At 46.8% G+C, this 13853-nt stretch carries 13 protein-coding genes; 6 read left to right on the top strand and 7 right to left on the bottom strand.

What is annotated here, in order from left to right:
• Positions 1–18: 18 nt before the first annotated feature.
• From E5S67_RS28730 to E5S67_RS28720, 3 genes are read right to left on the bottom strand one after another with little or no spacing between them, the layout of a single operon-like run.
• The gene (locus tag E5S67_RS28730; RefSeq protein WP_172192417.1) at positions 19–2307 is read right to left on the bottom strand and encodes a S8 family peptidase; all 2289 of its coding nucleotides are present in this window, start codon (positions 2305–2307) and stop codon (positions 19–21) included.
• Positions 2308–2359: 52 nt separating this feature from the next.
• Positions 2360–3751, bottom strand: a complete 1392-nt coding sequence (locus tag E5S67_RS28725) for a SagB family peptide dehydrogenase (protein WP_172192421.1) — start codon at positions 3749–3751, stop codon at positions 2360–2362.
• Positions 3752–3753: 2 nt separating this feature from the next.
• Positions 3754–6156, bottom strand: a complete 2403-nt coding sequence (locus tag E5S67_RS28720) for a TOMM precursor leader peptide-binding protein (protein WP_172192415.1) — start codon at positions 6154–6156, stop codon at positions 3754–3756.
• A 233-nt stretch (positions 6157–6389) separates the two neighbouring features.
• Between E5S67_RS28720 and E5S67_RS34915 the strand changes: the two genes are divergently transcribed.
• Complete coding sequence (locus tag E5S67_RS34915; protein ID WP_425487384.1) at positions 6390–6857, top strand: transposase; 468 nt, start codon at positions 6390–6392, stop codon at positions 6855–6857.
• Positions 6858–7121: 264 nt separating this feature from the next.
• On the opposite strand, the gene E5S67_RS28710 is transcribed toward E5S67_RS34915, so the two are convergent.
• Positions 7122–7334: a DUF5837 family cyanobactin class RiPP gene (locus tag E5S67_RS28710; RefSeq protein WP_172192413.1), complete on the bottom strand. Its 213-nt coding sequence runs from the start codon at positions 7332–7334 to the stop codon at positions 7122–7124.
• Between the two features lie 629 nt (positions 7335–7963).
• Entirely contained in the window at positions 7964–8197 is a 234-nt protein-coding gene (locus tag E5S67_RS28705; protein WP_172192411.1) for a DUF5837 family cyanobactin class RiPP, read from the bottom strand.
• Positions 8198–8295: 98 nt separating this feature from the next.
• On the opposite strand from E5S67_RS28705, the gene E5S67_RS34220 reads away from it, so the two are divergent.
• The gene (locus tag E5S67_RS34220; RefSeq protein WP_281363587.1) at positions 8296–8418 is read left to right on the top strand and encodes a hypothetical protein; all 123 of its coding nucleotides are present in this window, start codon (positions 8296–8298) and stop codon (positions 8416–8418) included.
• A 329-nt stretch (positions 8419–8747) separates the two neighbouring features.
• Here E5S67_RS34220 and E5S67_RS28700 read toward each other — a convergent pair whose 3' ends face one another.
• Positions 8748–8969 carry a DUF5837 family cyanobactin class RiPP gene (locus tag E5S67_RS28700; protein WP_172192409.1) on the bottom strand — a complete coding sequence of 74 codons (222 nt, stop codon included), beginning with the start codon at positions 8967–8969 and terminating at the stop codon, positions 8748–8750.
• Positions 8970–9068: 99 nt separating this feature from the next.
• Complete coding sequence (locus tag E5S67_RS28695; RefSeq protein ID WP_172192407.1) at positions 9069–9236, bottom strand: hypothetical protein; 168 nt, start codon at positions 9234–9236, stop codon at positions 9069–9071.
• A 157-nt stretch (positions 9237–9393) separates the two neighbouring features.
• On the opposite strand from E5S67_RS28695, the gene E5S67_RS28690 reads away from it, so the two are divergent.
• The 4 genes from E5S67_RS28690 (at position 9394) to E5S67_RS33710 (ending at position 13693) form a co-directional block, all read left to right on the top strand.
• Entirely contained in the window at positions 9394–11370 is a 1977-nt protein-coding gene (locus E5S67_RS28690) for a S8 family peptidase (protein WP_172192405.1), read from the top strand.
• Positions 11371–11508: 138 nt separating this feature from the next.
• Positions 11509–11715 carry a cyanobactin biosynthesis system PatB/AcyB/McaB family protein gene (locus E5S67_RS28685; RefSeq protein WP_172192403.1) on the top strand — a complete coding sequence of 69 codons (207 nt, stop codon included), beginning with the start codon at positions 11509–11511 and terminating at the stop codon, positions 11713–11715.
• Between the two features lie 49 nt (positions 11716–11764).
• A complete protein-coding gene (locus tag E5S67_RS28680; protein WP_172192401.1) occupies positions 11765–11992 on the top strand; it encodes a cyanobactin biosynthesis PatC/TenC/TruC family protein in 228 nt (75 codons plus the stop codon).
• Between the two features lie 57 nt (positions 11993–12049).
• Entirely contained in the window at positions 12050–13693 is a 1644-nt protein-coding gene (locus tag E5S67_RS33710) for a hypothetical protein (protein WP_246277027.1), read from the top strand.
• Positions 13694–13853 lie beyond the last annotated feature (160 nt).

Below are 13853 nucleotides of genomic sequence, written 5' to 3'. Positions count from 1 at the left end.
TATTCAGCAACGCCAAATTTATTTTGGTATAGACCAAGAGCGAACTTCACCCATAGTCACAGGAATGCGATCGCTCACATCAACTGTAAATCGATAAACTTTCTTAGCCCTACTGCCATTTTCTGGATCGAAAAACTTTAATATCACATCCCAACAATCGCTATTAAGCCGACAAAACGGGCTTTTTTCTACTTCAATCGTATCGAGTTGCATTCCTCTTGAAATAGCTTCAGCGAAGCTCGAAGCAGCTTGGAAAGCGTTAGTAACAGAAAAGTTCAACACCCTGTCTTTAGAAGTTTGCCCTAAATTTTGGAAATCAAAATAAACTCGATGCAGGAAGCTGGTGAGAGATTTCCGCATGGCAATTTCATCAGCTTGCGGTGCTTGAGGAGCGACAATTTGCAAAGCTGCTTCGACTAAATTATTGATTTTCCAACCGTACATTCCTCTTGTATTGATTAAGGTAATTACGGGAACTTCTTGCCCGGAAAATAGCTGCACGGTTTTATCGGCTGTTTTGGCGGGAATGCTGATTCGTTCGACAAAATCATCGCTGTCTTCAAGTTCAATTTGTCCCGCTAACATCAGGATTAATCTTTCGTAGACATCGGCAGCAAAACCCTGTCTGGGTTCTAAGGCGTAAATGGGGTTAAGTTCTTGATTGAGCGTCCAAATTAAGGCTTTGGCTTCACTGGGGTTTTGTGAGAGATAATCGACCATTTGACGGGCATCATAGGGATTAGGGGGAATTATGATGCCGTCAATTTCGATTGCGGGCATTAGTTGTTTAAAGGTGTCGCGTCTGGCTTCGCTGCCGAAGTCGTAGCCGATGGTTCCCAAGGCATAGACGAGTTTTGAGGCGGCGCTGGGGGTGATGCCTTCGCTGGGTTGACTGAGGGTGGCAACTGTTGTATTGGAGGGTTGGACTGTGCCAGAGTTTGCCAGGGAATTGAATTCCAGGTGGGCAATATTGTTCGCAGGTACTACCGTATTATCTACCCCATCGATTTCTGGGTGAATTGTAATAGAAGGTTGAATTGCGATTAATGGTTCTCCGGTTAGTAATTGATAAGCACCAGGAATATTCAATTTACCAGCCAAACAGCGTTCTGGTTCTGCAACTTCTTGAGGGTCGCAAGGAATAGCGCTGTTGAGAAAAGCCATCCGCACCGCTTCCGCGTTGGGTTGTTCGCCGCGTTGCAATTGCACGCTCATCATTAACGCAGAAAGACCAGTCATTAGGGGGGCGGCTAAACTGGTTCCTTCTTGTCGGACAGGTTCATCGGTGCCTGGTTGTGCTGCCAGAATGTTTTCGCCCGGTGCGAGGATGCCTTGTTCCTGATACTGACCGCCCCAGTTACTATAGTTTGCGGGTTGTCCATTGTCCTTCATCATGCCCGCTGCTAAAACATTGGGTAAAACAGCCGGAACGCAAAACCATTCGCCTTTGTTATTGCCACTGGGCGCAACAATCAGAATGTTATTGTCCTGACATTGTTTGACTGCTTTTTGAATCATTTCGTGGGAAAACCCGGTTGTGGTGGGGTGGCAGGCAGCACAGTGAATGATATTCACCCCCAGCTTTAATGCCAGGTTAAAGGCATGAGCCATGTTCAGGGGAGATACAGATTCATCGGTAGTTGCTGTTTCAAACAGGGGAATGTTAATGGCGGTGCAGTAGGGAGCTACTCCCTCTACCGGGGAACCAGGTTGCCCAAACATCATTGAAAAAATGCCAGTCGCGTGGAATACACCACCTAGACGCTCTTGCACTTCTTTGGGAATCGTATCTTCTAAAGCTTTAATCTCTGCCTCTAATTCTTTAATGGCGGCAGCATAGTTTATACTTGGGGATATTTCTCTTTGCAGTAAATTTTGCGGCTTGGAGGCACTTAACTGGCGATATTGCTCAATTAGTGGTGCATCTGTGCCTTCTAGCAGAGCATTGAAAACGGTGCTAAAGGAGCCGTGCGATCGCATCAAGTTCGATGCTGTAACACCAGCGGTGGATTGCGAAGCTGCTGGTGCTGTATCTGCATTCTCCTTTTCGCTTTGCTTCAAAGCTTTTTTTAAAGCCTTTTTCTTGTCTTTAAGGGCATTTATTTTAAGTTGCTGTTCAATGTAGAATGGATCGATTGGCTCTAGTGTCTGTTGCCAAAAGGGTTTGATTCTACTCAAGTTTGCGCCAACAAAACAAGCGCGTTCGAGGTCGGGGCGGCCATCCAAAACAGCTATTTTGATGCGGGAATCGCCGCGTGTGATGGCTTGAAGTTCGGCAAAACCGGGAATTGCAATTAAGTCAGGCATAGGAATCTAGAGGTTTAATAATTTATTGAGGAAGTATGATAAATAAGGGTTTTTATTGTTTGCGCGAGCCTAGCATAAATTCTCCCACTGAGGACTCTTCATGTTCGTTAAGATGGGCGATTTTGTCAAACAGTTGGGAGTTACCTGCACCGATCGCAGTCGGGGCTAACTTCATCGCTGTCGCGACGAGATAAAATGTTTGATACAAAACCCCGATATGCTTCAAAATTAGACCGTAACCGATCGCATGGTATTTCCAGAACAATCGGCCAAATCTAGCAGTAACAATCAGCAACACTTGCGGGCTATCTTGTTGTCCAGTTGCTTTCCAGGCATCATAGAGTAAAGCTTCCACATCTGGATTTTGTTCGGCAAGCTGGTGCAATCGGTGCGCGAGGGGTTGATAGTGGTACAGTCCTGCATCCAGCCCTTGACAGCGATTTACTACTGGATAAATCTCCAGTTCGTACAATGCCCCGCCGCAGGGATACGGGCGTTTCGTCACTTCTCCAATATTCATCGGATCGTCTTCAGGAATGTAAACCTCTTTGACTCGCGCACAGCGATAGAGAAATTCTCCTAATTGAGATAATGTAATCGGCTGGTTGCTGTATTCCCGAATTGATTGTCTGGATTCAATCGCTTGGGTGAGCGAAATATCTGTTTGAGCTAACGCTTCTAGGTTAGGTTTCTCTAAGGAAATTACTCGGTCACTCATGGGCGATTTGACAAAGTGCGATCGCTCGCTATTCTCAAATTGAGGAATTTCCGTTTTAGGCGGCTCGTTTAATCGTTGTAAGCGAGTTTGGCGGTGAAACAGCAAGTTATGAAATTGCCATTCGGCTAAGGCTTTGCTTTCCGGTTCTAGCTGGATCATTTTGGTTGCGATGAGCAACTGCATGAACGCTCTTGCTATCTCTGCATCAATTAGCCCATCAGCTAAAGTTAAGAAGGTGAATTGCGAATCAACTTCAGCCAGTTTTCCGATTAGGGCTGTCGCCCGCCAATCTAGCAGAATAATTTTTGCTTGGGAAAGGGGAGATTCTAAAACAAACTGTTGTTTTTCTTGGCGCAGAAAGGTAAACCGAGACAGCATTAAAGGCTGTTCCTCATCAAAAGGCGGAACAACAAATTGATAATTTTCTGCAATGGCAATGGCAGTTGCTAATGGTAAAACGGAATGACTTATCCAGCCGAGGCTAATTAGCTTCTGCAACTCAAACTCAAAGTTGAGACTAGCTTCGATGCCATCCAATTCGGCAATCACAGCTTGGAGTTGGGAAAAAGTTTGGCTGGAATCCTTGAGACGTTCTAAGGCAGTTCTCAATCCTGGCTGAGGATGTTCCAATGTCAGGCAGTGCTGAGGCGATCGCAGTATCAGTCGCTCGCTTTCAACAGTGAGGGCGATGTCAGGGCGGAAGGAAAGGGTGAAGAAATCGGACATTATTAAAATACCATTGGCATCGGGTTCATTTTGTCTTCGCTCAAAGGCGTAGTCAGGCATCCGAGTTTCACAGGCACATCATACAGCCGTCCCGCCCCAAATCTTGACCAGAAGTGGCGCAAGCCAGGGACGATCGCTTTGACTACGGGCAAGCCAATATCGGGACGGGTTTGGTTGAGTACCAGCATTTCTAGCCCCGCACGTCTGGCGACTTCCACGCAGGTTAGGACATCTTGCTCGATATCATCACTCCATTGCTGCGGGTAATCTGAATATATTTTCGCAGGTTGCTGAGTGCAAGGCGCAAGATAAGGTTGATTGGCTAAGGTTGCTTTTGTAAACCAATGATACAAGGCAGAGTCTGAAGCAGTTGAATAATCCTGTTGGTCTACACCAAATCCAATTTGATTAACCTCGGTGACGGCTCGCAAAATGGCAATTTTTGGGTCGAAATGCGCTCCGTATCCGGCGATGATGCGTTCGTCACCGCCGCCAATATAGCGAGAAACGGCAGCAAAGGCGGGAATATTCAAGTCTGTGGTTAAATCGAGTACCCACAGTTCCCGCTGCTGGCTGCGATACCAATTCTGTAAATCTAATAAGTAAGGTTCGTTGATACTCGCCAAGTCTACACTGGGGCGAGAAAGGCGGTTGTACCACCAGATGGCGACGCTATCCCGCTCTACCAGTTCCAAAAAGCCCTGTAAAATCGCATCTTCTAGGGTTCCTCCGGCTGCATTGCCGTTGGAGTCGGCAGAACAGAAGCGGTGTTCTTTAGGAAGTTTGTAATCGTAGTAACAAAAGGCAGTGGGCAGATATTTGTGCCGTTGCTCAGTTAATGACCATACGGGAGTCCAATCGATCGCCTGCGTTTCGTCAAAGGGTTTTGGAATCCAATCGTGGTCTACGATCGCCTTTTGATTCAATTCCTGCCGATTTTGATATTGAGTATCGCTAAACAGCAAACACTTTTGTGGATGAATAGCCCGATCGCCCAACTCAGCTAACTTAGAACTTATACGAGGTTCGTCGCCTTGATAGATGCCAGAATAGCGTTCGATCGCCTCACAGAATCCGCTGGCTTGAGATTGACGATCGCTTTTACCTTTACCGCGGCTTTTGTGTCCCAGGGATTTTCGCAACTTATTCAGGCTGGAAGAAGTACCGAAGGCATGGGTGGCGCGGTAGGTATGGACGAGGGGATTATTGGGGTCAGAAACCCGCACGAGTTGGCTGACGACTCCGGTAATGGGGCTGATTAAATGCTCATAGCGTTTCAATATTTGTTCTGGCGTAAAGGCGCGATGTCCGCCATCTTGAGTAAACAGCTTTTTGCGGCTGGTGAGTGCGATCGCACTTTTGACCTGTTGGCTGACTAAATCAGGATTCCCACAGGACGGACATTGAGGGCGTTTGGTGAGCGTGTGGGTTTTCTGGGTGAAATTCGTCTGATCCAGCGTGATGATTTTCCCAGCTAATGTCTGAATTTTTGATTCTGGGAGGCACTGGTTAACCAACCATTTCGCAATTTCGGTGGTGGTTAATCCGATCGCCGTTTGCACTGTCGAAGGCAACCCGGCAACTGCTGTTGGTAAACACCCGATTTCTTCAATACCTAACCCCCCTAGCTCCCCTTCCCTAGTAGGGAAGGGGGGAGTCCTACTCCCCTCTCCTCGTAGGAGAGGGGTTGGGGGAGAGGTTAACCCAACAGTATTGCTCATACCCTGCTGTTGTTTCTGCTGCCGCAAAATGGAGGCTTCTACTTCCCGGTTGCCGTTGAGCCGATGGGCGAGGCATTCCCAACATCCCGTTTCCCCTGGATCAAAGATGGAACCAAACCACAGCATTCCACCCATTGGTTTGACCAGCAGCCAGGGTTGCTGATTTTGCAGTGCCATCTGATTGATGCGACCCAGTTCTGGTTGCAGATAATCATCTGTCAAGACTACCAGTAGAGAAGCCGAATCGGGCTTAGGTGAGTCTTGTTGCCACCCTTGCACTGAAATTTGGAGTGCCTGTAATGACTCAACCAAGGGTTGTGCGTCAACGGCTCCAACTGTGGTAATTAATACTTGGGTATTCAGTAATTGATCGCTCACTGCTTGCGGGTCTACACCCAGCAGGCTCCAAAATGCAGCAGTTTCCTGGGTGAGGCTGTGGGCGGCATCTGTGAGATAGGCTTTGGCATCGAGGCGATCGAGGACGTATTCAATATGTTCGGGTACGACTTGCCCATCTAACTTCCGAATAATTTCCTCTAATGTGTACTGACCGTTGAGCAGAGGAATAATTTGGCAATAAAGGCTACCTGTTAGGGCGTAGGTGGCATATTCACTCAGTAAATAGACGTTTTTGGGTTCAACAATTTCGATGCGGAAATGAGGTTTGATTTGGGGTATTTTCATGGGTTCTTTGGATTTTTAGATTATTGATTTTCCTTTGTTTGTTAGTGAGAATTAGTCATGTATTGATGATTTTTAACCAGTAAGGTTTAAGTATCTCAAGTTATCAGTACAACTCACACTCTCTCATAGCAATGCCTAGAAAACCAAGAAACCTTCAGCCTGGGTATGCTTACCACATCACAACTTGATGTAACAACCGAGAATTTAAGCTACAACGGTGGGAATGCCGGGAGGTGTTTCTATATGCCATCAAACAAGCTATTGAGAAATACAAGTTTAAGCTATATGCCGTTTGCATCATGTCAAACCATATTCATTACTTGATTGAACCGACTCAACCCAATGATTTGCCAAAAATCATGCACTTCCTCAACTGGTATACCGCCATGTGCTTTAACCGGATGCTCAACCGCACGGGACACTTCTGGGAGAAGCGATATTTTTGTGATGGCTTTCCCGCCTCAGACCGCCAGCGGGTGCTAAACACCTTACGCTACATTCACGGAAATCCCAAGGCTGCAAAAATACGGTCAGGATTTTTCTATGAATTCAGCAACTACGGCAGCTACGACCAGCTAACCAACGATGGCTTAACTCAGTGGCATCCAGCATTCTTAACCCTTGGCAACAACTTGGAAGAGTGCGCCCGAAAGTATCGAGGATTTTGCAAGCGGTATAACCCGAACAGTAAACCAGATTAGAAAGTGTCATTGGGGGAATAAACTCTTAGCTGGTTTAGACCTCAAAGGGGGCAAGGGAGCAAGGAGAGATAGGAAAGTAAAATCATCATCCTCATCTTCCCCTGCCTCCCCCCCTCATCCCCCAACCAACAGGTGCCAGGTATCGGAAAGGCCGATGGCCGATGGTATCGGCAATTGCGACTCAATTCATCTGGGCTAACCAGGCTCCTAGACGGGATGAAAGGCAGTTTTGAGGAAATTAAGAGACATAGGTAGAGTGGGAACCTATTCTGCGTCGTCTCCTCCGTCATAAGAACAGAAACTACTTGTGAAACAGCTCATTGACCTATAATTACTTGGTAGTACGGATGCACTATCTAGCTCGCCATACAGTTGCAGAGCTTCTTCCGACAGTTCAGCCAATTCAGCAGGTACAAGTCCTGTGGTACTGCGGTTGACAGGTTGTGCCACGGTGGGCATCAAGTTTTTCTTATCCATGAGAATTTTTCTCCATTTTTGGTTGTTCGTAAATGTCCCGTTGTCGAGCTACTGCTCAGTCGGTGGGTCTGACCGCTTCTTTCTGAAAGAAGACTGTATGTCAGCGGAGAATCAACACCCTGCACTACATTCACGGAAATCCCAAGGCGGCGAAAATACGTTCTGGATTCTTCTATGAATTCAGCAACTACGGCACCTACGACCAGCTAACAAACGATGGCTTGACTCAGTGGCATCCGGCTTTTTTGCAATTGGGCAACAATTTAGAAGACTGCGCCCGGAAATACAGAGGATTTTGCAAGCGCTACAACCCAAAAAGTAAGCCAGCTAGAAAGTGTCATTGGGGAAATAATCTCCTAGCTGGTTTAGACCTCAAAGGGGGCAAGGGAGCAAGGGAGGAAGTAAAATCATCAACTTCTTCCCCTACCTCCGTGTCTCCCCCTCTCCCTATCCCGTCACGACGGTGCCCTCCGTGTCTCCCCCTCTCCCTATCCCGTCACGACGGTGCCAGGTATCGGAAACCCCCCTGGTGAGGGCAATTGCGGAACGATTCATCCGGACTAACCCAGGCTCCTAGACGGGATGAAAGGCAGTTTTGAGGGGAAAAAAGTTCGGGGTAGCCCAGGAACTTACTCCGCGTCGTCTCCGCCATAAGAACACGCACAGCAATTTGGCGTAGCATAACCACCGGAATAACCGTCACTATGCCCACATGCAGGTATTACTGATGCACTACTTGAGGCATCCTCTCCCCGTTGGGACAGGGCTTCTTCCGACAGTTCAGCCAGTACGTCCGGCAGTTGTCCGGTGGTGATGCGGTTGACAGGTTGTGCCGCTTGAGGCATCAAGTTTTTCTTATCCATGAGAGTTTTTTTCCTTTTGTAGTTTGTGTTTTTGTCCCGTTGTCGAGCTAATGCTCAGTCGGTGGGACTGACCGCCTCTTTCTGAAAGAAGACTGTATGTGGGCGATTCGCTGTTGGTGTATCGAGAGGGGCGATTACCGACTGACTTGCGAAGCGCGATCGCACGCTGCATGACTGCGCCTACCGCCGCCCTGGAAGCTATTGCCAACTCTTGGGAATGAACTTTAAAGTCAATAATAACTACAACCTTTCGTTAGCAAGGATTTTGTAACCGCTACCAACCGAAAAGTAAGCCAGCCAGAAAGTGCCCTTGGGGAAATAAACTCCTAGCTGGCTTAAACCTCCAAGGAGGCAACGACGAAAAAGGAACTAGGAACTCTACTCCACCCTCTTCTCCCCCTGTCCTTTCCACATTCCTCGGCAGGTGCCAGGTATCCGAAACCCCCCGAAGTCAGGGCAGTTGCCGAGCAATTCCGGAGGGCGAATCAGGCTCCACTAAAGGAGAAAAGGCATTTTTGAGGAAATTAACAGATGCAGCTTGAGTGGGAACCTATTCTGCGTCTTCTCCGTCATAAGAGCACACCCAACTCCAACAAATCTGCCCGCCTAAATCACTATTAGCTGCTAAAGCTAGTACTGATGTACTGTCGTCACCGTCACCATGCAGTTGCAAGGCTTCTTCGGAAAGTTCTGCTAGTTCGCCGGGCAGTTGTCCAGTTGTGAGCCGGTTAATGGGTTGTGCCTGCTGGGGCATCAAGTTTTTGTTGTCCATTTTTCTTTTCTCCTTTGCTGCTTTTTGTGGTTTTTTCTTCTGTTGTGGAAGAAGCTGGTTGTGTGTCATTTGTAGAGGGGTTGACGCACTAAAACTTTTTTAGCGGGAGAGACGATTTGGATGAAATAGGCGATCGCTGAACAGATTTAGTTGAGGGGCGATCGCACGCTGCATGACTGCGCCTACCGCAGCCCTGGAAGCTATTGCAAACTCTTGGGAATGAACTTTAAAGGCAACATAACTAGAAACAATACTTTTGTCAAGCAATTTCCTAATAAACAGGCCGCAATTTTTTTAGAAAAAATAGGAAAATAACGAATAGTAAAGAATTTTCTTTAAGTTTTATGAAAAAGCAGGAGAATATCGCCTTTCATAGTAATATCTATAACTTGATTGCCCAAGCAGTTTAGCATTATTTAAATAAATGCCCAAACTCAAACAAATCCCAGGAATACAACAACTATGGGCAAGCACTAAGGGCGACTCCACCATTTGCATCGCCGTCCTAGATGGGGTAGTTGACCAAAATCACCCTTGTTTTACAGGGGCAAACCTAACGCGACTGCCTACCCTAGTTGCAGGGGAAGCTAGCGCCGATGGTTCCATGTCCGCTCACGGCACCCACGTTGCCAGTATTATTTTTGGTCAACCTGGTTCTCCCGTGCAAGGAATTGCACCAAAATGTCGCGGTTTAATCGTTCCCGTCTTTGCAGATGAACGACTGAAGCTATCGCAACTCGACTTATCCCGCGCCATTGAACAAGCCATCAATGCTGGGGCGCACATTATTAATATAAGTGGCGGACAACTCACCGACTTTGGGGAAGCCGAAGGTTGGCTGGAAAAAGCCGTGCGTCTGTGCAATGAACGTAACGTTTTAATAGTTGCCGCTGCTGGAAATGATGGTTGCGAATGCTTGCACGTTCCCGCCGCTATGCCAACTGTGCTAGCAGTAGGTGCAATGGATGAACAGGAAAAACCCATCGACTTTAGTAACTGGGGAGAAACTTACCAAAACCAAGGCATCCTCGCTCCAGGAGAAAACATTTTAGGAGCCAAACCAGGAGGCGGTACAATCCAACTCAGTGGCACCAGCTTTGCTACTCCCATCGTCAGCGGAGTTGCGGCCTTACTTCTGAGTCTGCAATTGCAACGGGGAGAAAAACCCAATCCCCAAAAAGTCAGGACAGCCTTACTAGAGACTGCCATACCCTGTTCGCCAACCGAAATTGATGATAGCCGTCGCTGTTTAGTTGGCAAATTAAATATTTCTGGTGCTTTGCAATACCTGATAGGAGAAACCGTGTCAGAAGAATTAGAAACAGTTGCCGCCTCTGGTTGTGGCTGTGGCAGCCCCCAAACCAGTGATGCCCTACCTAATAGCCAAATTCCAGAAGAAGTTTTGATAATCGAACCTGCTGAAGTTGTTGCTGCAACTCCCGCACCCATACCTACTTCTAATCCACCCGCATTTACTAATTCATCTACCCCAAGACAGGTTGCCATGTCAAATCGTGCCTCTAATTACGTTACCGCCAGCCAAGCCCCAAGCGAGCTAGCCGATGCGAACTTGGTTTACGCTTTGGGAACCCTTGGTTATGACTTCGGTTCAGAAGCAAGGCGCGACTCCTTTAAGCAACTGATGCCAGGAGCTACAATAGACAACACAGCGCTCCCCGCCAACCCCTACGATGCGCGGCAGATGGTGGATTATTTAGCAGACACTCTTTCGGAAGCTAAAGCTTTAATTTGGACGCTGAACTTAGAATTAACTCCAATTTATGCTATTGAACCAGTAGGCGGTTTTGCTAGAGATGCCTATGCAGTATTGCAACAACTACTTGCCGGACAAATCCAACCAGAGGATAACGCAGAATACGTCGAACGAGTCAGCATCCCTGGCGTTTTACCCGGGCGCAGCGTCAAGCTATTTTCCGGACAAGTCGTTCCCGTAATTGAACTTTACAACATTCGCGGACTCTACGGCTGGAAAGTCAACAACTTAGTTAATGCCGCGATAAATACTGTACGAGCTACAGCCACAGACGCGCAAGAAGATGCCATCCGTCGCACCCTCAGCAGCTTTCTCAACCGGATTTATTATGACTTGCGGAACTTAGGCACCACATCTCAAGACAGAGCACTAAATTTTGCCGCTACCAACGCTTTTCAAGCTGCTTCCACATTTGCCCAAGCTGTAGCAGAAGGCATGGAACTCGATAGTATTACAGTAGAAAAAAGTCCCTTCTGCCGCCCCGATAGCGATGGTTGGGATGTGAAACTAAAATTTTTCGATCCAGAAAATAGTCGCCGTGCTAAGAGGGTATACCGCTTTACTATAGATGTAAGCGATCTCATTCCCGTTACCTTGGGCGATGTGCGTTCTTGGTCTACACCTTAATTGCACGATTAATGCTTCTTTTTGAATAGGTTGGGTTGTGCTGATCTTCACCCAAAACTAAGTTTCAATAAGTATTTAGTTTTACTTGTTTTAACCCAACCTACGGACTTGCATTCTGATTAGCTTAGAGAGGAAAAAATGAGATTACCCAAACTTTCTCCCCCTGTCAAAAGACCCGATATTATCCATCCTTATCGGGCAGTAGATGTCATTCACGGAACCGTAGAAGATTTAGTCCGCATTCGCATGGATTTATTGTACGGAGCAAACTTTAACGACCCAGCAGCATTTGCCTACAGAAGTTATCAACAACTTAAGTCTTCCAGTGGATGCAGGTGTCTGTAATGTTCTGCATGAGTAGTAATAGTTAACAGAAAGTGGAGAATTAGGTACTATGGCTAAAAATTCCGAGAAAAACCAGCCAAAAGAAGCAACTACAGAGGGGCTGGAATCTCAAGCAATAAATGCCTCAGAAGCAGCCAATAAACTTGAAGATGCCAAACAACATTTGTTAGCCACCGGACTTAAAAATAATGGCTTTTGGTGGGAGGAAATGCTCAAAAATCAAAAAGCTTCAGAAAAAGAACCGAAGCCATTCCGCCGGGGTCGGATTTGGTCTTAGCGAATAAGTGAGATTTTTCAGAAAGTTAAAAAAGACTTATTTAGAGAACAAAAAATCATGGCTTCAATCACTCGCCCTGAAAAAGAGGCTACCCTCGTCGATGTAGTAATTGTCATCGACACCAGCCCCTCAATGAAAGATAAAATCGACATTCTTAACCACGCCACAGAAGCTGGTATAAAAAAGGCTTCTTTTAGCTGTCCCTGCGATTTACGAATTGAGTGGTTTGGCATTGAAGGAACTTGGGACAATACCAACTTTCAGCAAATTTTACGGGAATATCTAGTTACTACTTGCGGAGTCGATGAAACAGAATTACGAGGTCGCAAGCGCGGCGAGGTTCCCGCAAACGGCGCACAAGAAGACGGAGCGAGAGCTATCGAAGATATTTCCACTCACTTTAATTGGCGAGATGGTGCCACCCGTTCCATTTTTTATTTAGGTGACGAAGCTTTAGAAGGTGGTGGCGATACCGAAGAAGAGGATATCGCGGCAGCTAATCGCGCCATTGAAAAAGCTAGAAATGCCGGAGTTGTCGTCCATACTTATTTCGGAACATCTAAAAGCCAAGGACAAGACAAAACGGCGGCTGAGTACGTCCGCCTAGCACAAGAGACAGGCGGACACGGTTTTAGAAATCAAAATGCTATTGGTGGTTTTGCTGAGATTCTGAAAACGGTTATTTGCTCGACTAGAAATAGAGATACTACCCCTCAACTCGTTCCCGTTATCCCTGTTTACTTCGTACAAGCGCAGCATTTAGTTGGTTTTTCAGCAACTAGCACCCAGTCAAGCACGAGTTCTACTCCTCAAAACAAGTCGGTTGACTTGGTGATAGTCATCGATACTAGCGTTTCAATGAAAGACGAAGCTGAAGGCCTGAGCAATGCCGCAGAAGCTGCTATAAAAAACGCTAGTTCAAGCTGTCCGAGCGATTTGCGAGTTGAGTGGTTTGGGCTGGAAGGAACTTGGAAAAATACCAATTTTCAGCAAACTTTGCGGGCATATTTAATTAATAGTTGCGGAGTTGCTGAAACAGAAATAAGAGGTCGCAAGCGCGGCGAGATTCCTGGTGGCGGAGCGCAAGAGGACGGAGCTAGAGCTATTGAGGATATCTCCGCACACTTTAATTGGCGAGATGGTGCATCCCGTGCAATTTTTTATTTAAGTGACGAAGCTCTTGAAGGTGGTGACGATACCGAACAAGAGGATATCGAGGCAGCTAATCGAGCGATTGAAAAAGCCAAAAGTGCCGGAGCGATCGTCCATACTTATTTTGGAACGTCTAAGAGCAAGGGGCGAGATAAAACGGCGGCTGAGTTCGCCCGCGTAGCACAAGAGACGGGTGGACGGGGTTTTACTGACAAAGATGCTTTGGGAGGATTCGCGGAAATCCTTACCCAAATTATTTGTGTTTCCAGCGAAGCGAAAGTAGAGGAAACGGGTCAGTTAATTCCTGTGGTGCCATTATATTTCGCCGCGATCGTTGGCGGGGCGCTTGTATCTCAATCAACGCAGATGACAACGGTTCAACCCACAAATCCAACTGCTTCAGTAGCTAATACTGGGGGATTATTTTCTTTGAATCCAGCTAATTTAGTTGCTGCCCCCCAAAGTAGTATCTCAACGACAGCAGCAAATATGCCAATCTACATGATGGCAGTCCAACCGACGAATAGCGAAAGCGATCGCACTACTTAACTGGAATACAGACAAAATTTTAGGGCTCAGATTTCGGGTTGGCTTTGTTAACCCGACAAGTTCTTATAGCCCACATTCCGCACCCACAACTGTCACACATCAATAAAAAGGGGATTAAATAATAAATAGGAACTAATACTAATTCTGGCGTTGCTGAATT

It is taken from the genome of Microcoleus asticus IPMA8 (genome assembly GCF_013179805.1).
Taxonomy (GTDB): Bacteria; Cyanobacteriota; Cyanobacteriia; order Cyanobacteriales; family Microcoleaceae; genus Microcoleus; species Microcoleus asticus.
Note: the sequence above shows the minus strand (reverse complement) of the source record. Positions and strands in the feature narration are given on the sequence as shown.